We start from the raw sequence: 21777 nt of genomic DNA, 5'->3' as shown, positions 1-21777 counted from the left end.
GGAAGGCTCCTCAGAACTGGAGGGACTTGGTCTGGAGGTACTCGGAGAGACCGTGCGAGCCGAGCTCGCGGCCCACCCCGGACTGCTTGTAACCGCCGAAGGGGGCAAGGGGGTTGAAGCGGCCGCCGTTGATGTCGACCTGGCCGGTGTCCATCCGCCGGGCGAAGGCCACCGCCTCCGACTCGTCGCCGGCCCAGACGGCGCCCGCGAGGCCGTAGACCGTGCCGTTGGCGATGCGCAGGGCGTCCTCCTCGTCCTCGTAGCGCAGGACGGACAGGACCGGGCCGAAGATCTCCTCCTGCGCGATCGTCATGTCGGGGGTGACGTCGGCGAAGACGGTCGGGCTGACGAAGTAGCCCTGTTCGCGCGGGGATTCGGCGCCGCCGGCGACCAGCCGGGCGCCCTCGGCCACGCCCTTCTCGATGTAACCGCGCACCCGTGCCTGCTGCTTGGCGCTGACGACGGGACCGATGCGCTCGCCGTACTTCGCGGCGGCCGCGGCGGCGAGTTCGACGGCCTCGTCGTACTGCTCGGTGTGCACCAGCATCCGGGTCCAGGCACTGCAGGTCTGGCCGGAGTTGGACATCACGTTGGCGACGCCGACGTTGACCGCCTTGGCGAGGTCGGCGCTCGGCAGGATGACATTGGCGGACTTGCCGCCGAGTTCCAGGGCGACCTTCTTCAGGGCGGCTCCGGCGGTCGCGCCGATCTGCCGTCCGACCGCGGTGGAGCCGGTGAAGGAGATGAGGTCCACGTCCGGGTGCTCGGCGAGCGCCTGCCCCGCGACCGGGCCGAGGCCGGTGACCAGGTTGAAGACGCCGGCCGGGACGCCGGCCTCGTGGACCGCCTCGGCGAAGAGCTGGGCGACCAGCGGGGTGTCCTCGGCGGGCTTGAGCACGACCGTGCAGCCCGCGGCGAGGGCGGGGGCGACCTTGGCGACGATCTGGTGCAGCGGGTAGTTCCAGGGCGTGATCGCGCCGACCACGCCGATCGGCTCCTGGTGGACGGTGGAGTTGCCGACCTTCTCCTCGAAGGGGTGCGTGGCCGCGAGCTCCGCGTAGGAGGCGGCGACCGCGACGGGGACGGCGGCGTGGACGTTCTGCGAGAACTTCAGGGGCGAGCCGAGCTCGGCGGTGACGGTCTCGGCGATCTCGTCCTTGCGGGCGGCCAGGACGTCCCGGAGGGCGGCCAGGCGGGCGGCCCGCGCGACGGGAGCGGTCGCGGCCCAGGCCGGGAGGGCGGCGCGGGCGGCCCGTACGGCGAGGTCGACGTCCTCGGCGGTACCGGCCGGGACCCTGCCGACGACCTGCTCGTCGGCCGGGTTCACGACCTCGATCAGGTCCGGGCCGGTGGCCGGGCGCCACCCGCCGTCGATGTACATGCCGTCGTGCGCCTTCATGGTGCGTCCTCCCGGGCTGGGCCGTGCGTGTTGTCGTCCGGCTCATAAACTAGCGACGATAGTTTTTTCGCGCCAGAGCGGGACCGGACCGTCCACGGACATCAGAAGTCGGCGCGGGCCCGGTCGTCCACCCGACCCACGGATTCCTGCCCGAACGTCTTCTCGTACGCCCGCCGGATCTCCTCGATCCTCCGGTCGCTCGCGGCGGCCTGTCCCACCGGATACAGCAGGATCAGCTCGTACGACCGCTCCGTCTCGATCCTCCCGCTCACGTCCCGCCACTGCCCACGCCCGGCCTGCACGGTCAGACCGTCCGGGAAGCCGGGCGTGACACACGGGCGGGCAGACCCACCTCAGCCAAAGCCCGGGCGCACGGAGGCGGGACCAGGAGACGGCGGCCGGACGGCAGAGCGACGACAGGCAGGGCCGCGGCGGACGGACGCGGCACGGCAGACGACGACCAGGGCCCGGGCACGGTGGCCGGGTGACAGAGCGGCGACGGTCAAGGCCGCGGCGGACGGACGCGGGGCGGCGGCGCGACGGCGGGCGGAGGCGGAGCGGCTGTGGGCCGTATGTCGAGCCGCACCAGCCCCCCCCATCCGGCCCCTCACTCGTCCAGGTCCGGAAGGTGGTCCGGGGACGGGCAGATTCGTTCTCCGTGCTGGTCGAAGACGAAGAGGTGGGAGATGTCGACGAGGAGGGGGACCTGCATGCCGCGGCGGAGGTCGAGGTCCGGGGTGGTGCGGACCACCAGGTCGCCGGGGAGGCGGGCGTCGGACGGGGTGGGTTCGGGGCCGGCGTCCGGCGGGTCCTCCAGGACCACCACCGGGCCCGCCCGCAGGGAGCCCGCGCGGTCCCGCAGACGCTCCAGGACCGTGCCGTCGCGGCGGCGGCGCCGGGGCGGCCGTGGAGCGGGTCGCGGGGCCTCCAGGTCCGGGACGAGGGCCGGGCGGGAGCCGGTGTTGAAGTGGACGAGGACCTCGTGGCCCTGGAACTCCACGTGCTCCACCAGGCCGGTGATCGGCATCTCGCCCGGACGCGCGGAGGTCCGCTTGGCGATGCGGATCGCCTCCGAGCGCAGGCCCACGATCACCTCGCGGCCCTGCTGGACGCGGAGCAACTGGTGGTCCAGGGAGAGGGGTTCCGGCAGCCGCAGGTACTGCTTGCCGAGGCTGATGGTCATCGCGCCGTCCAGCGGAGCCCGGACCAGGCCGCGCAGCAGGTTGATGCGCGGGGTGCCGATGAAGGCGGCGACGAAGACGTTGCGCGGCAGCGCGTACACCGAGCGCGGGGTGCCGACCTGCTGGAGAACTCCGCCGCGCAGCACGGCGACCCGGTCGCCGAGCGACATGGCCTCGGCCTGGTCGTGCGTGACGTAGACCGTGGTGACGCCCAACTCCCGGGTGAGGCCGGCTATTTCGGCGCGCAGGTGGTTGCGGAGCTTGGCGTCCAGGTTGGACAGCGGCTCGTCCATCAGGAAGGCGGAGGGGTGGCGGGAGATGGCCCGGCCCATTGCCACCCGCTGGCGTTCGCCGCCGGAGAGCTGGCCCGGGTAGCGGTCGAGGAGGTCCTCGATGCCCAGCATGCGGGCGGTGGCGTCCACGCGTGCGCGGGGATCCTCGTTGGGGGCCTCGATGCGCAGCGGGAAGCCGATGTTCCCCCGGCTGGTCATATTGGGGTAGAGGGCGAAGTTCTGGAACACCATCGCCATCCGCCGCTCGGCGGGCAGCAGGTCGTTGGCGTACTCGCCGTCGAGTCGGAGCTCGCCCCCGGTGATCTCCTCCAGACCGGCGATCATCCTGAGCACGGTGGATTTTCCGCAGCCGGAGGGGCCGAGCAGGACGAGGAACTCGCCGGGCGCGATGTCCAGCGAGAGCCGGTCCACCACCCGGATTCCTCGGGTGTAGGTCTTGCTCACGTCGTGCAAGGAGATGGCGCGTGTCATGACGGTGCCCCCGAGGGCTGAATCAGGCGCTGGTGCTCCGCGGTCGAGAGGCCCCGGGCGGGTCGTACGGGGCTGTGAGTCACGGAAGTTAACGGAATGCGCCCGGTCGGGGGAAGAGACTGGGCGGGATCGGGCGCTCCGGTCCAGCCAGTGAGAAAACGGACGGCCGGATTCAGCGGGCCGTCGCGCTCTTCGTCGGCCGCGGCTCACGGGTCTGGGTGAGATGGGCGAACACGACGACGTTGCTGGTGTAGCCCGTCCGCCACTTGAAGAGTCCACCGCAGGTGATCACGCGGAGCTCCGGGCGCCGGGCCGGGCCGTAGACCTCCTTGTCGGGGAAGCCCTCCTTGTCGAAGACCTTCACCCGGTCCACGGTGTAGACGGCGGTACGGCCGTCCGCTCGCCCCGCCTCGATCACTTTGCCGGGCTTCACCTGGGCGAGCGCGGCGAAGACGGCGGGGCCGGTCCTGGTGTCGCGGTGGCCGACGGCGATCGCCGTGCCGGGCTCGCCGGGCGTGGGGCCGCCCTGGTACCAGCCCACGAGTTTCGGTTTGTCCACCGGCGGTGTCGCCAACTCCCGTCCTCTGTTGAGCCCGAGGCCCGTGATGGGGGCGTCGATGCCCAGGGACGGGATACGGAAGGACGTCGGCCGGGACCGGGGCAACTGGCGGAGCGGGGACGTGCGGGTGGACGTGGGACGGGCGGAGGGGGCCGGCCCACGAGTCACCTCGACGCCCGGCCCACGGGTCACCTCAGCGCCCGGCCCACGGGCCACATCGGTGTCCGGACCGCGGGTCACCTCGGCGTCCGACCCACGGGCCACCTCAGCGCCCGGCCCACGAGTACCCTCGGCGTCCGACCCACGGGCCACATCGGCGCCCGGCCCACGAGTACCCTCGGCGTCCGACCCACGGGTCGCATCGGCGCCCGGCCCACGAGTGCCCTCGGCGTCCGACCCACGGGTCGCATCGGCGTCCGGACCGGCAGCCACATCGGCGTCCGGCCCGGCGGCCGCCACGGTGTCCGGACCGTAGGGCCCGCCCGGCGCGGTCGGGTTGTGGTCACCCGTGCACCGGACCCCCACCGTCACCAGGACGACCGTGAGCAGGGCCGTCCTGGTGAGGCGGTAGGCGCGGGTCCGGTACCAGGGCCTGCGTCTGCGCCTACGCGGCGCCATTGGGCCGACGGCGGTTCATCCGGAAGTACGCGACACCGCCGACCGCCACCAGGCCGACGGCTCCCGCGGCGGTCACCGGCGCGAACGCGGCCGCGGTGTCGACGAGACCGCCGCCGCCCGCGTGCACACCGCCCTTCGGGCCGTTGGGGTCGTTCCTGCCCCAGCCCGCGCCGTCGCTCTGCCGGTCCTCGATCTGGTCACCCGCCCGGCGCTCCCCGCCGTGCCTGCCGTCGTGGCAGTTGACGCGGAAGACCTTCTCCTTGGGGACGCCCGCCACGATCCAGGTGATCTTGTACTGCCCGTCCGCCATCCCCAGCGGGTCGGTGTGCCCGGCGCCCCCCGCGAGCTGGATTGCGCCGGTGACGGTGGCGGCGCTGGGCAGCGGAGGCTGGGGCGTGATGGTGTAGGCGATGGTGGTGAGGATGTCGAAGTTGACGGCATCCAGGTAGAACTTGCAGACCTTGGGATCATCCTTCGAGACGCCGAAAGGCACGCCCACGCGGTGGATCCTGATGTCGCCGTTCTCGCCCACGGCGGACGCGGTCGGCGCCGCCACCCAGGACGCGCCGGCCGCGGCGAGGGCGGTGAGGACGACAGTGGCGCCCGCGCGAACGCGGAAGGTACGTGGGAGTGTCAGGGTGGGCATGCGCGCTCCTCCGATTCAGACGATTTACATACAAATCGCTCTTTCGGCAGGACTCTCCTTTATGCGCGCAGCGGTCGGGCGCATCGACGCCCGGCGCGCCGTCAGATATCACTCGTGCGGCGCAATCCCGGGCGTTTCGGCCGCTTTCCCGCGTCCGGTCCGGTCTTTTCGGGCCGTCCCGGCGACCGCAGCGCCACCCCCGCCGACAGCAGCAGCAACGTCCCGAGCATCACGAACGGCGCCGCCACGCCCGCGACCCCCGCGACCAGGCCCGCGGTGGCCGGTGCGGCGACCTGACCGAGGCGGTTGCCGGTCAGCCGCAGGGCGAGCGCGGTGGAGCGGGCGCCGTCGGGGGCGGCCTGGACGACCGTCGTCATGGACAGCGGCTGTCCGACGCCGAGGCAGAAGCCGAGCACGGCGAGCAGGACGGCCAGCGCCCACACCGGGACCGGCAGCGCGATGCCCGCGCACAGCAGGGCCGCCAGCAGACACGTCACGGTGAGGAGCAACGCGCGCCCCAGCAGCCGTAGCAGAGGAGTCAGCACCAGACGGCAGGCGATGGTGGCGGCCGCGCGCAGGCTGAGCAGCAGGCCGATCACCGAGGGGGCGATGCCCCGGTGTTCGCCGACCACCGGAAGGTACGCGGTGAGGATGTCCGTGGCGGACAGCACGGACAGGCTCACGAAGATGCCCCCGGGCACGCCCCGGGACCGCAGGATGTGCCCGACGGGAACCCGGTCGCCTTGTCCGGTACGGGACTTGGCCGCCGTGTCACGGTGCTCGATGCGCCACAACGACGTGCACGCGACCGCCGCCCCGGCGCCCGCGACGAGCAGCGCCAGCGCACTCGTGCCCGCCATGTCGGAGCCGCCGATCAGCGCGCCCGCCGCGATCGGGCCGACCAGCTGGCCGAGGGAGGCGCCGATGGTGAAGTGGCCGAAGTTGCGGTCCTGTTCGTGCGGGGCGGACTGGCGGGCGACGAGCGACTGGGCGCCGATGACGAAGCAGAGGTGGCCGAGGCCCATCACCCCGCTCCAGACCGCCATCGCCCAGAGCGAGTCGGCGAGGCCGCTGAGCGCGCAGCCGCCGGATATCAGGACCACGCCGACGGGCAGCAGCGGCGCACAACGCCCGTGATCCGTACGGCGGCCCAGCGGGACCGCCGCGAACAGCGGGAGCAGCGCGTACACACCGGCGATGACACCGACCGCCCGCTCGTCCGCGCCCAGCGCGAGAGCCCGGTAGGAGACGGCGGGCCGGGCCATCGACACCGCCCCCTGCGCGAAGCTGAAGGCGATGACGAGGCGGAGCAGCCAGCCGCGGTTCCCACCGGGCGTCATGGTTCAAGTCCTCCGTGAAGTAGGTCAGATGATCCCGAAGAGGATGCCTGCCCCGAGGATGATCAGACATGTGAGCGCCGCCCACTTGACCACGAACCTGGTGTGGTCGCCGAACTCCACCTTGGCCATGCCGACCAGGACGTACACGGCCGGGACGAGCGGGCTCGACATGTGCAGCGGCTGGCCGACGAGGGAGGCGCGGGCCATCTCCAGCGGGGTCACACCGTGCGCCGCGCCGGCTTCGGCGAGGACCGGGAGGACGCCGAAGTAGAAACCGTCGTTCGACATGAAGTAGGTGAGCGGGAGGCTCAGGATGCCGGTGACGAGGGCCATGTGCGGGCCCATGCCGTCGGGGATGACGTCCACCATCCAGCGGGCCATGTGGTCGACCATGCCGGTGCCCTGGAGGACGCCGGTGAAAACGGCGGCGGCGAAGACCATGCCGGAGACGTTGAGGACGTTGTCGGCGTGGGCGGCCAGGCGGGCCTTCTGGTCCGGGATGTGCGGGAAGTTCACGGTGAGCGCGAGCGCGGCGCCGATCAGGAACAGCACCGGGATCGGCAGCCACTCCATGATCATGGCGGTGAGCAGGGTGAGCGTGAGCAGCGCGTTGAACCAGTAGAGCTTGGGCCGCAGGGTGGCCCGGTTCGGGTCGAGGACCTGGAAGCGCTCCGCGTCGCCGGCCTCGTCCTCGGCGTCGGTGCCGGAGCCACCGGTGGCCACGGGGGTCTTCGAGCCGGAGCCGGAGCCCGAGCCGCCGGCACCCACGAGTACCGTCTCGGTCTCCTCGACCTTCGTCTCGACCTTCTCCCCGGCCTTCTCGTCCACCAGGATCTCGTCCAGGGTGAGCACGCCCAGCCGCTTGCGCTCACGCTTGCCGAGCACGTACGAGAGGATGAAGACGCCCAGCAGGCCGACGGCCAGGGCCGGGATCATCGGGACGAAGATGTCGCTGGCGTCGAGCTTCAGCGCGGTGGCGGCGCGGGCCGTCGGGCCGCCCCACGGCAGGGTGTTCATCACGCCGTTGGCCATGGCGGCGACACCGGTCATCACGACCAGACTCATCTTCAGGCGCTTGTACAGCGGGTACATCGCCGAGACGGTGATCATGAAGGTGGTCGAGCCGTCGCCGTCGAGGGAGACGATCGCGGCGAGGATCGCCGTGCCGACGACGATCCGCATCGGGTCGGCCTTCGCGAATTTCAGGATTCCGCGGACGACCGGATCGAAGAGGCCGACGTCGATCATCACGCCGAAGTAGACGATCGCGAACATGAGCATCGCCGCGGTGGGGGCGAGGCTGGTGACGCCGTCGATGACGTAGTCACCGAGCTTGGCGCCCTTCCCGACGAAGACGCAGAACAGTGCCGGGATCAGTACGAGCGCCGCGATCGGCGACATCTTTTTCATCATGATCAGGACCAGGAAGGTCGCGATCATGGCGAAGCCGAGGATGGTCAGCATGAGTGGATACCTAACGTTCGCCCTTGAACTCCCACCGGAGTCGGCAGTGCGATGACGTTAGGACCCGTCAAGCAGCGTTAACAAGACGTTGACATGCGAGCAATAAGCGCAAAACTGCTGGTCACAGCTTTGCGCTGCTCACAGGGCCGCTACAGGGGCCAGTTTTATCGGTACGCCGTTGAGGACCGCGTTGCCCGAGAGCGGGTCGAGCAGGCTGCCGTCGAGGAGCTGGTTGACGTTGACGCCGGGGTCCTTGAGGGCGTGGCTTAGCCGGGTGCCGGGCCGGTTGTGGCCCCAGCCGTGCGGCAGGCTGACCACGCCGGGGCGCACGCCGTCGGTGACCTCGGCCTCGGTGACCACCTCTCCCCCGGCGCCCTTGACCCGCACCGCGGCACCGTCCTTCAGCCCGAGCCGCTCGGCGTCCTCGGGGTGGATGTGCAGGGTGCAGCGGTTGGTGCCGCCGGTGAGGGCGGGGACGTTGTGCATCCAGCTGTTGTTGGAGCGCAGGTGCCGGCGGCCGACGAGGACGAGCCCGTCGGGCTGGTGCCGCAGGGCCTCGCGCAGCCTGGGCAGGTCGTCCGCGATGGGCTGCGGCAGCAGTTCGACCTTGCCGCTCCTGGTCTTCAGCGGCTGCGGCAGCCGGGAACGCAGCGGTCCGAGGTCGATGCCGTGCGGATGCGCGAGCAGCTTGGTGAGGCTCAGCCCGTCGGGTCGTACGCCGAAGCCGTCGCCGTAGGGGCCGAGGCGCAGCATCATGTCGAGCCGCCGCTCGGGGCCGGTGTCGCCGGCGAGTTCGGCGCTGAGTTCGCCCGGCTCGCGGCCGTGCACGGGCGAGTGGGCGTCCTTGACGGCCTTGCCGAGGGTCTGGCCGATGACCAGGTCGTCCACGGCGGACGGGTCGGCGCCGTGCATGCCGGTCGCGGCGAGGATCAGCCGGGCGAGGATCTCGGTCTCCGCCATCCGGCCGGGCTCCAGCGGGACGGCGGGGCGGGTGTAGCGGACCTGGTTGCGCACGGCGAGGGTGTTGAACGCGAAGTCGTGGTGCGGGCTCTGGGAGGGCGGGGGCGGCGGCAGCACGACGTGGGCGTGGCGCGAGGTCTCGTTCAGGTAGGGGTCCACGCTGACCATGAAGTCGAGCGAGCCGAGGGCCTTGTCGAGCCGGTCGCCGTCGGGGGCGGACAGCACGGGGTTGGCGGCGACGGCGATCAGCGCGCGGACCGGCTCGCCCTCCGCGGTCGCGGTGTCGATCTCCTCGGCGAGCGCGGAGAGCGGCAACTCGCCCTTGGCCTCGGGGTGCCGGCTCACCCGGGAGTGCCAGCGCCCGAGCGCGAATCCGTGGCTGGGGCCCGCGGGCCGGGGCGTGCGGTCGGTGGCCGCCTGCGGGAAGAGCGCGCCGCCGGGCTGGTCGAGGTTGCCGGTGAGGATGTTCAGCACGTCGACGAGCCAGCTGGCCAGGGTGCCGTGCGGGACGGTGCAGCTGCCGATGCGGCCGTATACGGCGGCCGTCGGGGCTTCGGCCAGTTCACGGGCGAGGGCACGCGTCACCCCGGCGTCCACGTCACAGGCGTCGGCGACGGCTTCGGGAGTGAAGTCGTGTACGGCTTCCCGGAGTTCGTCGAGCCCTTGGAGGTGTGAGGTCAACTGCCCCGTGTCCACGAGGCCTTCCTCGAAGAGCACGTGCGCCACGGCGGCGAGAAGCAGCGCATCCGCACCGGGCCGGATGGCGATGTGCCGGTCGGCGAGCCTGGCGGTGCGGGTGCGGCGGGGGTCGATGACGGTGAGGGTGCCGCCGCGGGCCTTGAGCGCCTTGAGCTTGCCGGGGAAGTCGGGGGCGGTGCACAGACTGCCGTTGGACTCCAGTGGGTTGGCGCCGATCAGCAGCAGATGGTCGGTGTGGTCGAGGTCGGGCACGGGGATGGCGTTGGCGTCGCCGTACAGCAGCCCGCTGGAGACGTGCTTGGGCATCTGGTCGACCGTGGACGCGGTGAAGACGCCCCGGGTGCCGAGCCCGGCGAGCAGCACCGGCGGGTAGAGGGCGCCGGCCATGGTGTGCACGTTGGGGTTGCCGAGGACGACCGCGACGGAGTTCGCCCCGTGCCGGTCGACGACGCCCCGGATGCCGGCGGCGACCGCGTCGAAGGCCTCCTCCCAGGTGGCCTCGCGCAGCTCGCCGTCCCGTCGGACGAGGGGCGTGCGCAGCCGGTCGGGGTCCCCGTCGACGGCCCCGAAGGACGCCCCCTTCGGGCAGATGAACCCCTTGCTGAACACGTCGTCACGGTCGCCGCGGGCGCCGGTGACCCGGGTCCCCTCGACGGTGAGCGTCAGACCACAGGTGGCCTCGCACAGGGGGCAGATACGCAGAGCGGTGCGGGACACGGGTCCTCCCGGGGCAGCGGTGCCTGTCCAGGTGAGCATACCGACCGGTAGGGATGGAGGGGAGGGGTTGTGGACGGTCAGTCCAGAACCCGCGCCAGATAGGCGCGCAGCAGCTCCCGGGCCTCCTGGATGATCCGCTCGTCCCCCTCGGGGGCCATCCGGAAGGCCAGGTGGACCAGGGTGTCGGCGGTCTCCACGGCGATGAGGAAGGTGCGGCGCAGGTCGTCGTCCGGTTCCCGGGAGAGGTAGCCGGAGAGGAGCTCGGTGAGGCGGTCGGCGACCCGGTGGTTGGGTTCCGCGTGGCGGGCGCCGACGGGGATCTGGTTGCCGAAGTCGACGAGGGAGAAGCCGGGGGCGGTGCGTTTCATGGCGAGGTACTCGTCGAGGACGACGTCCATCGCGGTACGCCAGCCTCCTTCCTCGCCCGACTCCTTGAGGCGGTCGGTGACGCCCTCCGTGAAACGCTCCAGGTTGCGCTGGGCCAGCGCGTCGACCATCTGCCGCTTGTTGCCGAAGAAGCGGTAGACGGAGCCGATGGGCACGCCGGCGCGCTGGGCGACGGCACGCGTGCTCAGGGCGTCGTAGCCGACCTCGTCGAGCAGGTCGGCACAGGCGTCGAGGATTCTGGTCAGCCGTTCGGCGCTGCGCCGCTGCACGGGGGCGCGGCGAAGCGAGGTCGCTTGGGGCACGGGCTTCATGATGCCTTTCCGCCGTGGTCCGGTGAACCCTGCCACCTGGTACGGGGCCGGGGGCCTGCGGCACTCATCGGCCGCCGCCGACGCTCGTCGCGAGCCGCGCGTGGGAGGCCGCGCCGCCCTCCGGTCCCGGGACACCGCCGGCCGCAGTAGCCATGGCCTGCACGTCCCAGGCACCTCCACTCGTACCCGTGACGAGGCGCGAGTCCGAAGCCGCACCACCAGCCCTCACACCACCCTCCGGTCCCAAGACACCGCCGACCACACTCGCCACGACCCGCACCCCCCAGGCACCCTCACTTGCACTCATGGCCGCCACCAACCCGAAGCCGCACCACCAGCCCTCACACCACCCTCCGGTCCCGGGGCACCGCCGGCCATGCTCATGATCGGTCGCGAACCGGAAGCACCGCCGCCCGCACTCGTACCGGCCCCTGATTCCGAGCCGCCGTCCGTGCCCCTCCCGGCCTGCGGGCTCGACGCGCCGTTCCCCGTCGGTCGTGGTTTCGAGGCCGTGACGTCCGCCGTGCTCTCCACCGGGTCGCCGTCCACGGCCCACACGGTGCCGTCGTCGGCGTACAGCCGGGCGGTGACCTTGTGGGTGCCCTGGGGGACGTACGCGGCCGCGAGGCGGCAGGACGGGGCACGGAGGGTGGTGACGGGACGGTCGTCCACGAAGACGACGGCGACGCCGCGACCGGAGACCGCCTTCGCCCTCGTCCCGGCGGGCGAGAAGGTGAAGTTCTCGACGGTCAGGCGCACCGACCAGCTGTCGTCGCTGTTCGGCTGCACCTCTATGCCCACGTCGGGGGCGTTGTCCTTGTCCACCTCGCGGTAGTGCCGCCCCTCCTCATCGGTGTCGTCGAGGACCTTGCCCACCGGTGAGACCGACTGTCCGTCCTTGCGCTCCTGCGCCCCACTGGCGCCACAGCTCACGGATCCGGTCATCAGCACGACACAGACCGCGAGCAGGGCGATGAGTCCCCGCGTCCACGACATGCCGGGGAGCGTAGAACACAGGTCCGACACCGCGAATCCCCCTGGGGTCTGGTTCTCGCTCTCCTCCCTGAGGAGGTCACGGCGGGGAAATCGGTTCCACGGAACGGCCTCTTGCGCCGACGAAAACGCAATCCTACGGTGTTCCATAGGAATCAGAGCGCAAGGGAGCGATCATGAGCGGGGACACAGCGATCACGCGCGGCGACGCACGCAAGGCCGCCGAGGGCCTGGCCCACCTCTCCGGATTCGGCAACGAGCACGCGTCGGAGGCCGTCCCGGGCGCCCTGCCCGAGGGCCGCAACGCCCCGCAGCGCGCCCCCCTCGGCCTGTACGCGGAGCAGCTCAGCGGTACGGCGTTCACCGAGCCCCGCGCCCACAACCGCCGCTCCTGGCTGTACCGGATCCGCCCGTCCGCCGCGCACCCGGCGTTCACCCACACCCACAACGGCCGGATCCGTACGGCCCCCTTCACCGAGTCGGTCCCGGACCCGAACCGGCTGCGCTGGGACCCCCTGCCGGAGCCGGCCGAAGGCACCGACTTCCTCGCCGGTCTGTGGACCCTCGGCGGCAACGGCGACGTCACCCAGCGCGCCGGTATGGCCGTGCACCTCTACCACGCCACCGATTCCATGGACCGCGTCTTCAGCGACGCCGACGGCGAGCTGCTGATCGTCCCGGAGCGCGGAGGGCTGTTGCTGCGCACGGAGTTCGGACTGCTGCATGTGGAGCCGGGCCATGTGGCGCTGATCCCTCGTGGGGTGCGCTTCCGTGTGGAGCTGCTGGACGAGTCAGCCCGGGGTTATGTGTGCGAGAACTATGGGGCGCCCTTCCAGCTCCCCGACCTCGGCCCGATCGGCGCCAACGGGCTGGCCAACCCCCGCGACTTCCGGGCCCCCGTCGCCGCCTACGAGGACGTCGAGGGGCCGGTCGAGGTGGTCAACAAGTTCTGCGGCAACCTCTGGACCGCGACCTACGACCACTCCCCGCTCGACGTGGTCGCCTGGCACGGCAACCATGTGCCGTACGTCTACGACCTGCGCCGCTTCAATGTCATCGGCAGCATCTCCTACGACCACCCCGACCCGTCGATCTTCACCGTGCTGACGTCCCCGTCGGACACCCCCGGGCTGGCCGGCGTCGACTTCGTCGTGTTCGCACCGCGCTGGCTGGTCGGCGAGGACACCTTCCGGCCGCCGTACTTCCACCGGAACGTGATGAGCGAGTACATGGGCCTGATCGAGGGCGCCTACGACGCGAAGGCCTCAGGAGAAGGGGGCTTCGTGCCCGGCGGCGGCTCACTGCACAACATGATGTCGGCGCACGGGCCGGACCGGGAGACGTTCGACCGGGCGAGCGCGGCCGAGCTGAGGCCGCAGAAGGTCGACGACGGGCTCGCGTTCATGTTCGAGACGCGCTGGCCGGTGACGCTCACCGCGCACGCGGCCCGTGCGGATCACCTCCAGCCGCACTACGACGACGTGTGGCGCGGCCTCGAACGTCACTTCCGCCCGTTGCACTGACCGATCCGCGGAAGGTACGGATAGCCCGTGACCTCCTTCGCCCCGGACTCGATCGTCCTGAACCGCAAGCTGCCGCTCTGGTACCAGGTGTCGCAGTCCCTGCGCGCCTCGATACTCGGCCGCTCACCGCAGGACCCGCTCCGCCTGCCCACCGAGGAACAGCTGGCCGGCCACTACGGCGTGAGCGTGCTGACCATGCGGCAGGCGCTGAAGGAGCTGGAGGACGAGGGGCTGATCAGCCGCCACCGCCGCCGGGGCACCTTCATCGAGCCGGACGCCCGCCGGGGCACCCCGGTCCGGCTGCTCGGCTCGGTGGACGCGATCGTAGCCCAGCAGTCCGGCATGACGACCGAGCTGCTGGAGCACGGCAAGTCGCCCGTGCCGCCCGAACTCGCCGAGTACTTCCCGGACTTGGACGAGGTGGCGGCATACCACCGACTGCGCAGCGACGAGCAGACGGGCGAGCCGACCAACCACGCCCGCAACTACGTCCGCCCCGAACTGGCCGCGCGCATCGACCCGTCGGACCTGGCGCGCCGGCCGATGACCAAGGTGCTGCGAGACGTCGTCGGGGCGGACATCAGCCGCATCACGGACACCGTGGAGGCGCGGCTCGCGGACCCGGAGACCGCCCGGCTGCTCCAAGTCCCGCTGCTCAGCCCGATCCTGCACTACACGGGGGTCACCTACGACACGGACGGCCGGGTGCTGGACGCGGCGGTGATCCACTACCGGGGCGACCGGTTCTCGTTCACCGTCACCCTGGACGCCACGTGACCGCACTGTCTGTCACAGGTCGTACGATGCCCAGCGTGACGCACGACGACGCTCCGCCGCTGGCGGACCTCATGCCGTGGTCCGTCGCACCGCCGCGGCTCGGCCGGGGGTGGCCGACGGGTCCCGACGCGGCATCCCTGAAAGCCCGCTGGGACGCCCTGCTGAAGGCTCAGGGACCCGACCGGGAAGCCCTGTTCGAGCCCACCCGCTCCCGCACCCTGCGCTCGGCGGTCGGGCAGCTGCCGGGGCGGACGGGCGGCACGGAGAGGCTCGCGCGCGCCACCGGTCCCTGCCCGGAGCCGGTACGGGTCCTGCACGCGCCCTTCGACGAGCAGTGGCTGATCCCGGACCACCGGCTGATCGACGCGGCCCGGCCCGAGCTCTGGCGGGTGGCGGACGAGGCCCAGGTGTTCGTGGTGGAGACACCCACGGACGGTCACGGCCCCCAGCTCCTGGCCACCTCCCTCCTGCCCCTGCTCCGCCCCGGCCGGATCCGCCCCCTGTACCGCCGCCCGGGCGGCACGGAGCCGAACCTGACCCCGGGGCTCCTGAAGCACCTGCGGTCGCGCCTGGGGATCGCGGTGGAACCCCTGGACGTCCTCGCCTGGATCCTGGCGGCGGTCCGCCCGGACCTCACCGTCCCGCTCACCGACGACCCCGAACTGTGGTCCCGCGGTGTGGAGTCGGGCCACCGCGTCCTCTGGCTGATGCGCCGCGACGGCGACCGCCCGAAGCTGCCCGGAGGCCGCCGCCCCTACGTCCGCGCCCCCCTGCCGTCCCGCCCCCTGACCCTGGACTACGACCGCGACGAGGAGGCCCTGCTGCTGGACGAGGGCCGCATCTCCCCGGTACCGCCGAAGGCCTGGGACTTCGAGGCGGGCGGAGTGCGGGTCCTGGAGCAGTGGTTCACGGCCCGGGTCACGGAACCGGAGCCGGGCACGCTGTCCGCGATCCGTCCGGCGACGTGGCCGCAGCCGTGGACATCGGAGCTCCTCGAACTGATCACCGTGCTGGCCCTGCTGGCGGATCTCCAGCCTTTCCAGGACGAGCCGACGCCCCGGATCACGGCGAGCGACCTGCGCGCGGCGGGGGTACTGCCCGTCCCGGACTCGGCACGAAGGCCTGCCTCGGTCCTGGACGGGCACGAGGAGGGGCCGGAGGGGCAGCTCGCCCTGCTCTAGGTTCTGGGTGCGAAGCCGTCCAGGACCCGCTCCAGCATCCGCTCGAACACCGCGTCCAGATCGATCGGCCCCGCGTCCTCCATGAAGGACGCCGCCAGCCGCGGATACGCCCCCGAGGCGACCTGACTGCCGAGATACGCGATCCGCACCGCGTTCTCCTGCTCCTGCGACCATGGCAGCGACCGCACCCGCTCGGCCGTGGACAGCTCGTTCGCGACGTACGTCGTCACACACCCGTTGAGCATCGCGACCAGCTCGATCTTCGTGCCGTTCGGGGCGTCCAGCGGGTCGAGGCAGGCGAGGCAGTGCTCCAGGTAGCGCAGGGCGTTGGGGCTGAAGCCGTACACCCCTGACATCAGCCGCACCATCCAGGCGTGCCGGTGCATGAGCGCCTTGGTCTGGCGCGCGTTGCGGAGCATGTCGGCCCGCCAGTCACCGGTCGGCTCGAACAGCTCGTGCTCTCCGCTGACCGCGTCCACCATCAGCTCGTACAGGTCCTCCTTACGGGGGACGTAGTTGTACAGCGACATCGTCCCGCAGCCCAGTTCGGCCGCCACATGCCGCATGGACACCGCGTCCAGACCCCCGGCATCCGCGAGCCGCACCGCCGCGGCAGCGATGTCCGCCCTGGTGAACGCGGGTTTGGGCCCACGCCCCGTCCGCTCAGGGCGCGCCCAGATCACTTCGGGTACGGCCGCTCGGCCCGCCATCGATCATCACCTCGGCCACCATCCTAGTTACGTACAGCGTACGTAGTGCGCTATGGTCCTGCCATGACTTCTACGTACGCTGTACTTAGTGAAGGTCTGGAAAAGCGGTTCGGGGAGGTCCATGCCCTGCGCGGTCTCGATCTCGCGGTCGCTCCGGGCACGGTCTGCGGCATCCTCGGCAGCAACGGCGCGGGCAAGACCACGGCCGTACGACTGCTGACCACGCTGCTGCGGCCGGACGCCGGCTCCGCGCGGGTCGCCGGACACGACCTCGTCCGGGAACCGGAGGCCGTACGGCGCGCCATCGCCGTCACCGGGCAGTACGCCTCGGTCGACGGGGACCTCACCGGGCGGCAGAACCTCCGGCTGTTCGCCCGGCTGCACCGGGTGCGGGGACCGGCCGAGCGGGCCGCCGAGCTGCTCGACCGCTTCGGGCTGACCGAGTCCGCCGACCGGGCCGCGTCCACCTACTCCGGGGGTATGCGCCGCCGTCTGGACCTGGCGGCGAGCCTGATCCGCCGCCCCGAGATCCTCTTCCTCGACGAACCGACGACCGGCCTCGACCCGGCCAGCCGCAACCTCATCTGGGACGCCGTGCGCGACCTCACGGCGGACGGCACGACCGTGCTGCTGACCACGCAGTACCTGGAGGAGGCCGACCAACTCGCCCATGACATCGCCCTGGTGGACAAGGGGCGGGTCGCGCACACGGGTTCGCCGTCCCAGCTCAAGGCGTTGATCGGGGCACACGTCGAGATCGTCGTCGCGGACGCGGGCGTCCTGGCGAAGGCGGCCGGTGTGCTCGACCAACTCACCGGTGGGGAGCCGTCGTTCGACCTCGTCCGGAACTCGGTCGGAGCGGTCACCCGGGACACCACGCTCACGCTGCCGAGGCTGGTGCGTGAACTGGACGCGGCGGGCGTGCCGTTGCTCGACGCGAGCATCCGGCCGCCGACCCTCGACGACGTCTTCCTGCGACTCACCAAGGAGGTTGCGGCATGAGCACGTTGGCCCACGACGGCACCGCGATGCTGGGCCGTCAGCTGCAACGGGTCCGGAACACCCCGGGGCTGCTGATCCTGACCCAGACCATGCCGATCACCATGCTGCTGTTCTTCGGCTACGTCTTCGGCAGCGCGCTGGCGATGCCGGGCGAGGAGTACCGGTCCTTCCTGGTGCCGGGCCTGCTGGTGGCGACGGCGGCGAACGGCATCATGACCGGGATGTTCCAGGCGGCCCAGGACGTCCATAGGGGCGTGACGGACCGGCTGCGCACCCTGCCGATCAGCCGGGCGGCCGTACCGCTGGGGCAGTCGGTCGCGGACGTGATGGTCACCGCCGCCGGCATGGTGCCGTTCCTGCTGGTGGGGCTCGCGGTGGGCTGGCGCGTCGAGAAGTCCCCGCTGCAAGCGGTGGGCGCCATGGGGCTGTTGCTGCTGTTCCGGTTCGCGACCACCTGGATCGGCATCTTCCTCGGCCTGCTCACCCGCAACGAGGAGGCCGCCGGCCAGCTGGGCGGTGCGACGTTCGTCCTGCCCCTGCTGTCCAACGCGTACATCCCCACCGAGGGGCTGCCCGGCTGGCTGCGCACCCTCGCCGAGTGGAACCCGATCAGTGCGGTGACCACGGCTTTGCGGGACCTGTTCGGCAACGCCCCGGTGCCGGAGGGCGCCGCCTGGCCGGTGGCCCATCCGATCGCCGGGTCACTGATGTGGTGTGCGGTCCTGCTCGCGGTCTTCGCGCCGCTTGCCGTACGGCGCTACGCCCACGGCGAGGGCTGAACGCCTCTTGCCGGGAGGGGAGTTCGGGCCCTGCCGGGGCCCGGGCCGACCTCGGAGTGCATGACACGTCTGGTGTGCTTGTGGACTGAGGTGGGGACGTACCCCGCGCTCGACCGAACTCACCTGGATCGTGCTGCATGCCGTGGGGATGACGGACGGGAGGGCAGCACGACGCCGGGGTGGTGCGACCGGCCGAGCGCGGGTCGGGACGTCCGAGCCCAGGGGGCCCGGCGAGCCGTACGGCTCAGCGCCCGCCGAACAGCGAACGGCGCAGTCGGCGCAGAGGCGCGAACAGCGAGACGCGGCGCACCCGCGCACCCCTGTCACTGCGCTCCTGCTTGGCGGTGTCACGCGCGGTCAGCTCGCGCATCAGTGACGTCGCCTCGGCCGCCTCTCGCTGTGGGACGGCAGGTCCCGACAGCACCGAGAGATGGCGGTCGAGGCGCGAACTGGTCGCGCTGCTCCCGCAGGTGATCGCAGGGACCCTCGCCCTGCGCACTGTTATCTGTTCCATGTCACTCCCCACCCGTACGAGTCCACCCGGCCCGGGCAGGGTAACCCTATCGCCCCGTCGGGGCACACGTGTATCGGCGTCACAGGATTCACCTTCCCCGTAAGGGTGTTGACGACCCCTCCATGATTACTCTCCGAATCCAACCGATTTCAGGGCGAGTTGGACAACTGGCTGGGTAGTGGGCTGCGGGGAGCCCCCGTCGGGCTCGACGGTCACAGCGAGTGATGTCGCGGACTTGTCGAGTCCGGTCGCGACCAAGGGCGTGTCGGCGGCGAAGAGCCCGAGGGAGCGCGGTTGCTCGTTGGGGCGCATGAGCCATAGCTGGCGCACGCGGCCGCTCGGGGGCGCGCTGTATCCGCTCAGGGTGACGACCGCGCGCCCCTCCGATACGGAAGCGATCACTCCGATCGTTCGGCCCTGTGCGTCCTGCCCCCGGGTCGCCGCTGCGTCCGCGGCCTGGAGAACGTGGGCGATCTCACTGGCCTGGGCCTTCTGCGCGTCCAGTTCGTCCTGTGTCCGGTTGGCCTGGACGGCGAACAGCGAGGCGACGACGAGAGCCGCGGCCGCGGTGGCCGTCGCGAACGGTACGAACAGGGGACGCCTCTGACGCTTCCTGGGCGGCGGCTGGGCGCCCCAGACATGGGGCGGCAGCTGCGACTTGCGGGCCCGCACCGGCTCCGGCCGCGCTCGGGCCGGCTCCGGCTGTACGGCGGGCTCCTGCGGGATGGTGCGTACGGCGGCCAGCACCCGGTCGCGCATCGCCATCGGCGGCGGAGCGGCGGCCGACCACGCGAGCCGTACCGCGTCCTCGGACAGCGCACGCACTTCCGCCGCACAGCTGTCGCAGTCCTTGAGGTGCCTCTCGAAGCGGGCCCGCTCGGCGGGCTCCAGCGCGTCGAGGGCGTACGGGGCCGCGAGGGAGTGCAGATCTTCCCGGCGGAAGAGGCTCATGCCACACCTCCCAGGCACTCCCGCAAGCGGGTCAGTCCGTCACGCATCCGCGTCTTCACCGTTCCCAGCGGCAGTGACAGCCGCTCGGCCACTTCACGGTACGTGTAGCCGTCGTAGTAGGCGAGGGTGACGGACTGGCGCTGGAGTTCGGTCAGCCGCTCCAGGCACCGGCGCACCCACTCGCGTTCGAGGCCCGCCTCGACCTCCTCGGTCACCTGGTCGAAGGCGGGGTGGTGGGACCGGCGTGCCTCGCGCTGCTCGCGCTCACCGGCCGCGCGGGCGCTGCGCACCCGGTCGACGGCGCGGCGGTGCGCGAGGGTGAGGACCCAGGACAGCGCGCTGCCCCGGCGCGGGTCGAAGCGTGCGGCGGACCGCCAGAGTTCGAGCAGCACCTCCTGCGACACCTCCTCCGACTGCGCCGGATCACGCACCACACGCCGTACGAGCCCGAACACCGGCCCCGCCACGAGCCCGTAGAGCTCCTCGAATGCCTTCTGGTCCCCGCCCGCCACGAGCATCAGAAGCTCGTCCGCTTCCAACTCGTCGCCCCCTCCCGCAAAGCCGCACCTGGGCCGTCCCGTCCCACGAGGTATTCGCAACGAACACACCTCCGGATGGGGTTACGGATCAGAACGCCGAAAACGCGGGTCGAGCAGCAGAAAAGAAGTTTTGAGATTCGACCAATCCGACCCGACCACCACTCCGAATCACCGGACGTCAGGCAAGTTGGACTGAGGACGGACGGCATGACACCTATCTCCAGGAGTGGCTCGGGACGCAGGAGTCTCGCGACCCTCGTATGTGCTGCGCTGGCCGCCGGAGGGCTCGCAGCCGCCGGTGTGGCCACGCTGGAACCGGGGGCGGCCTCCGCCTCCAGTCACCGGGAGGCCCCGCTGATCTCGGGCGACCCCCAGTACGACAACACGGACGTCTACGCGTTCGTCAGCCCCGACAAGCCCGACTCGACGACGATCGTCGCCAACTGGATCCCCTTCGAGGAGCCCGGCGGCGGCCCGAACTTCTACCAGTTCGCCGAGGACGCGCAGTACGACCTCCACATCGACAACAACGGTGACGGTCAGGGCGAGCTGCTGTACCGGTTCACCTTCAAGACGCACGTCAAGAACAAGAAGTCGTTCCTGTACAACACGGGCGCGGTCGAGAGCCTCGACGACCCCGACCTGAACGTCACGCAGACGTACGACATCGAGCTGTTCCAGCTGAAGAACCAGAAGGTCAAGTACAAGACGAAGATCGCCGACGACATCCCGGTGGCGCCGTCGAACGTCGGCAAGGCCTCCATGCCGAACTACGAGAAGCTGCGCGACCAGGCGGTCTACAAGCTCCCCAACGACTCGACGTCGTTCGCCGGCCAGGCCGACGACCCGTTCTTCGCCGACCTGCGCGTCTTCGACCTGCTGTACGGCGGGAACCTCACCGAGGTCGGCAACGACACGCTCAAGGGCTACAACGTCAACTCGATCGCCCTGCAGGTCCCGACGGACATGATCACCGAGTCCTCGCACCAGCCGGTCGTGGGCATCTGGTCGACGACCCAGCGCAAGAACGCGCAGGGGTACTACTCCCAGGTCTCGCGTCTGGGCAACCCGCTCGTCAACGAGGTCGTCAACCCGCTGAAGGACAAGGACAAGTTCAACGCGTCCGCGCCGTGGGACGACGCCCAGTTCCTGAAGAACGTGACCAACCCCGAACTGCCGAAGCTCATCGAGGCGATCTACAAGATCCCCGCCCCGAAGGAGCCGCGCAACGACCTCGTGGACGTGTTCCTCAAGGGTGTGAAGGGGCTGAACCAGCCGCCCCACGTGCGCCCCGCGGAGGAACTGCGCCTCAACACGTCCATCAAGCCCACCGATTCTCCGAAGCGGCTCGGTGTGCTTGATGGCGACAACGCCGGATTCCCGAACGGACGGCGGCTGACGGACGACGTGATCGACGCGTCGCTCCAGGTCGTCGAGGGTGAGCTGGTCGGGTCCAAGAACGACCTCGGTGACGCCGTCGACAAGAACGACAAGGACTTCGAGAAGTCCTTCCCGTACGTCGCCCTGCCGACCGAGGGCTCCCGGGGGCCGCTCGCCAAGGGGACGACCTCGGGCAACGACGTCCGCAACCAGCTCGGGGACGCGCTGTCCCCGGCGGGTGCCGCCGGCTCCGGGGACGACATGACCCTGATCGCGGGCTCCGCGGGCGCCGGTGCGGCCGGGATCCTGCTCATCGGGGCCGCGCTGATGTGGTGGCGCCGGATGCGGCGACGGGCGTACTAGGCGCCTCCCTGAAAAGCCTG

18 protein-coding genes and 2 pseudogenes are annotated in these 21777 nt (G+C 71.1%); 6 read left to right on the top strand and 14 right to left on the bottom strand.

Translation table 11 applies throughout. From position 1 onward, the window contains the following. Nucleotides 1-10: 10 nt before the first annotated feature. From M2157_RS37835 to M2157_RS37790, 10 genes and pseudogenes are all read right to left on the bottom strand, one after another. Nucleotides 11-1399 (bottom strand): aldehyde dehydrogenase family protein, encoded by a 1389-nt coding sequence (locus M2157_RS37835; RefSeq protein ID WP_280867444.1) that lies wholly within the window; start codon nucleotides 1397-1399, stop codon nucleotides 11-13. A 101-nt stretch (nucleotides 1400-1500) separates the two neighbouring features. Further along, nucleotides 1501-1731 (bottom strand): annotated as a pseudogene (locus M2157_RS37830) (DUF3574 domain-containing protein); the annotation flags it as partial. A gap of 275 nt (nucleotides 1732-2006) precedes the next feature. Then, nucleotides 2007-3344 carry an ABC transporter ATP-binding protein gene (locus M2157_RS37825; RefSeq protein ID WP_280856591.1) on the bottom strand — a complete coding sequence of 446 codons (1338 nt, stop codon included), beginning with the start codon at nucleotides 3342-3344 and terminating at the stop codon, nucleotides 2007-2009. Between the two features lie 172 nt (nucleotides 3345-3516). Continuing rightward, a pseudogene (locus M2157_RS37820) lies at nucleotides 3517-4020 on the bottom strand (class F sortase); the annotation flags it as partial. A gap of 487 nt (nucleotides 4021-4507) precedes the next feature. After that, a complete protein-coding gene (locus tag M2157_RS37815; protein ID WP_280856592.1) occupies nucleotides 4508-5167 on the bottom strand; it encodes a hypothetical protein in 660 nt (219 codons plus the stop codon). Nucleotides 5168-5268: 101 nt separating this feature from the next. Continuing rightward, the gene (locus tag M2157_RS37810; protein ID WP_280856593.1) at nucleotides 5269-6507 is read right to left on the bottom strand and encodes an MFS transporter; all 1239 of its coding nucleotides are present in this window, start codon (nucleotides 6505-6507) and stop codon (nucleotides 5269-5271) included. A 24-nt stretch (nucleotides 6508-6531) separates the two neighbouring features. Beyond that, nucleotides 6532-7971: a citrate:proton symporter gene (locus M2157_RS37805; RefSeq protein ID WP_280856594.1), complete on the bottom strand. Its 1440-nt coding sequence runs from the start codon at nucleotides 7969-7971 to the stop codon at nucleotides 6532-6534. A 138-nt stretch (nucleotides 7972-8109) separates the two neighbouring features. Next, nucleotides 8110-10347 (bottom strand): molybdopterin oxidoreductase family protein, encoded by a 2238-nt coding sequence (locus tag M2157_RS37800; protein ID WP_280867443.1) that lies wholly within the window; start codon nucleotides 10345-10347, stop codon nucleotides 8110-8112. Between the two features lie 77 nt (nucleotides 10348-10424). Next, nucleotides 10425-11045 (bottom strand): TetR/AcrR family transcriptional regulator, encoded by a 621-nt coding sequence (locus tag M2157_RS37795; protein WP_280856596.1) that lies wholly within the window; start codon nucleotides 11043-11045, stop codon nucleotides 10425-10427. 303 nt (nucleotides 11046-11348) lie between these two features. After that, complete coding sequence (locus M2157_RS37790; protein WP_280867442.1) at nucleotides 11349-12041, bottom strand: hypothetical protein; 693 nt, start codon at nucleotides 12039-12041, stop codon at nucleotides 11349-11351. 173 nt (nucleotides 12042-12214) lie between these two features. On the opposite strand from M2157_RS37790, the gene hmgA reads away from it, so the two are divergent. From hmgA to M2157_RS37775, 3 genes are read left to right on the top strand one after another with little or no spacing between them, the layout of a single operon-like run. After that, nucleotides 12215-13561 (top strand): homogentisate 1,2-dioxygenase, encoded by a 1347-nt coding sequence (gene hmgA, locus M2157_RS37785; protein WP_280856598.1) that lies wholly within the window; start codon nucleotides 12215-12217, stop codon nucleotides 13559-13561. A 27-nt stretch (nucleotides 13562-13588) separates the two neighbouring features. Continuing rightward, nucleotides 13589-14338, top strand: a complete 750-nt coding sequence (locus M2157_RS37780) for a GntR family transcriptional regulator (protein ID WP_280856599.1) — start codon at nucleotides 13589-13591, stop codon at nucleotides 14336-14338. A gap of 26 nt (nucleotides 14339-14364) precedes the next feature. Then, on the top strand, nucleotides 14365-15519 hold the full coding sequence (locus tag M2157_RS37775; RefSeq protein ID WP_280856600.1) for a type ISP restriction/modification enzyme: 1155 nt from the start codon (nucleotides 14365-14367) through the stop codon (nucleotides 15517-15519). On the opposite strand, the gene M2157_RS37770 is transcribed toward M2157_RS37775, so the two are convergent. After that, a complete protein-coding gene (locus M2157_RS37770) occupies nucleotides 15516-16229 on the bottom strand; it encodes a TetR/AcrR family transcriptional regulator (RefSeq protein WP_280867441.1) in 714 nt (237 codons plus the stop codon). The two genes, M2157_RS37775 and M2157_RS37770, sit on opposite strands and share 4 nt — an antisense overlap. A 63-nt stretch (nucleotides 16230-16292) precedes the next feature. Between M2157_RS37770 and M2157_RS37765 the strand changes: the two genes are divergently transcribed. Both M2157_RS37765 and M2157_RS37760 read left to right on the top strand, forming a co-directional pair. After that, nucleotides 16293-17231, top strand: coding sequence for an ATP-binding cassette domain-containing protein (locus M2157_RS37765; protein ID WP_280856601.1), 939 nt, complete (start codon nucleotides 16293-16295; stop codon nucleotides 17229-17231). Further along, nucleotides 17228-18010 carry an ABC transporter permease gene (locus M2157_RS37760; RefSeq protein WP_280867440.1) on the top strand — a complete coding sequence of 261 codons (783 nt, stop codon included), beginning with the start codon at nucleotides 17228-17230 and terminating at the stop codon, nucleotides 18008-18010. The genes M2157_RS37765 and M2157_RS37760 overlap by 4 nt, the downstream gene beginning before the upstream one ends. Before the next feature lie 244 nt (nucleotides 18011-18254). On the opposite strand, the gene M2157_RS37755 is transcribed toward M2157_RS37760, so the two are convergent. The 3 genes from M2157_RS37755 to M2157_RS37745 form a co-directional block, all read right to left on the bottom strand. Beyond that, nucleotides 18255-18524, bottom strand: a complete 270-nt coding sequence (locus M2157_RS37755; RefSeq protein ID WP_280856603.1) for a hypothetical protein — start codon at nucleotides 18522-18524, stop codon at nucleotides 18255-18257. Nucleotides 18525-18650: 126 nt separating this feature from the next. Next, nucleotides 18651-19475, bottom strand: coding sequence for an anti-sigma factor (locus M2157_RS37750; protein ID WP_280867439.1), 825 nt, complete (start codon nucleotides 19473-19475; stop codon nucleotides 18651-18653). Further along, nucleotides 19472-20014 (bottom strand): sigma-70 family RNA polymerase sigma factor, encoded by a 543-nt coding sequence (locus tag M2157_RS37745; RefSeq protein ID WP_062045434.1) that lies wholly within the window; start codon nucleotides 20012-20014, stop codon nucleotides 19472-19474. Before M2157_RS37745 ends, M2157_RS37750 begins: the two co-directional genes overlap by 4 nt. A gap of 207 nt (nucleotides 20015-20221) precedes the next feature. Here M2157_RS37745 and M2157_RS37740 point away from each other — a divergent pair, with 207 nt between their 5' ends. Further along, a complete protein-coding gene (locus M2157_RS37740) occupies nucleotides 20222-21757 on the top strand; it encodes a DUF4331 domain-containing protein (protein ID WP_280856605.1) in 1536 nt (511 codons plus the stop codon). Nucleotides 21758-21777: the final 20 nt, after the last annotated feature.

Origin of the sequence: Streptomyces sp. SAI-127 (assembly GCF_029894425.1) — a bacterium.
Taxonomy (GTDB): Bacteria; Actinomycetota; Actinomycetes; order Streptomycetales; family Streptomycetaceae; genus Streptomyces.
This window is presented reverse-complemented; position numbering and strand designations above follow the sequence as displayed.

What these genes read in the sequence shown, in the direction of transcription:
- M2157_RS37770 (WP_280867441.1), bottom strand. Translation starts at nt 16,229, where the DNA reads ATGGCGGGCCGAGCGGCCGTACCCGAAGTGATCTGGGCGCGCCCTGAG.
- hmgA (WP_280856598.1), top strand. Translation starts at nt 12,215, where the DNA reads ATGAGCGGGGACACAGCGATCACGCGCGGCGACGCACGCAAGGCCGCC.
- M2157_RS37795 (WP_280856596.1), bottom strand. Translation starts at nt 11,045, where the DNA reads ATGAAGCCCGTGCCCCAAGCGACCTCGCTTCGCCGCGCCCCCGTGCAG.
- M2157_RS37740 (WP_280856605.1), top strand. Translation starts at nt 20,222, where the DNA reads ATGACACCTATCTCCAGGAGTGGCTCGGGACGCAGGAGTCTCGCGACC.
- M2157_RS37825 (WP_280856591.1), bottom strand. Translation starts at nt 3,344, where the DNA reads ATGACACGCGCCATCTCCTTGCACGACGTGAGCAAGACCTACACCCGA.
- M2157_RS37760 (WP_280867440.1), top strand. Translation starts at nt 17,228, where the DNA reads ATGAGCACGTTGGCCCACGACGGCACCGCGATGCTGGGCCGTCAGCTG.
- M2157_RS37755 (WP_280856603.1), bottom strand. Translation starts at nt 18,524, where the DNA reads ATGGAACAGATAACAGTGCGCAGGGCGAGGGTCCCTGCGATCACCTGC.
- M2157_RS37805 (WP_280856594.1), bottom strand. Translation starts at nt 7,971, where the DNA reads ATGCTGACCATCCTCGGCTTCGCCATGATCGCGACCTTCCTGGTCCTG.
- M2157_RS37775 (WP_280856600.1), top strand. Translation starts at nt 14,365, where the DNA reads ATGCCCAGCGTGACGCACGACGACGCTCCGCCGCTGGCGGACCTCATG.
- M2157_RS37765 (WP_280856601.1), top strand. Translation starts at nt 16,293, where the DNA reads ATGACTTCTACGTACGCTGTACTTAGTGAAGGTCTGGAAAAGCGGTTC.
- M2157_RS37810 (WP_280856593.1), bottom strand. Translation starts at nt 6,507, where the DNA reads ATGACGCCCGGTGGGAACCGCGGCTGGCTGCTCCGCCTCGTCATCGCC.
- M2157_RS37815 (WP_280856592.1), bottom strand. Translation starts at nt 5,167, where the DNA reads ATGCCCACCCTGACACTCCCACGTACCTTCCGCGTTCGCGCGGGCGCC.
- M2157_RS37790 (WP_280867442.1), bottom strand. Translation starts at nt 12,041, where the DNA reads ATGTCGTGGACGCGGGGACTCATCGCCCTGCTCGCGGTCTGTGTCGTG.
- M2157_RS37835 (WP_280867444.1), bottom strand. Translation starts at nt 1,399, where the DNA reads ATGAAGGCGCACGACGGCATGTACATCGACGGCGGGTGGCGCCCGGCC.
- M2157_RS37750 (WP_280867439.1), bottom strand. Translation starts at nt 19,475, where the DNA reads ATGAGCCTCTTCCGCCGGGAAGATCTGCACTCCCTCGCGGCCCCGTAC.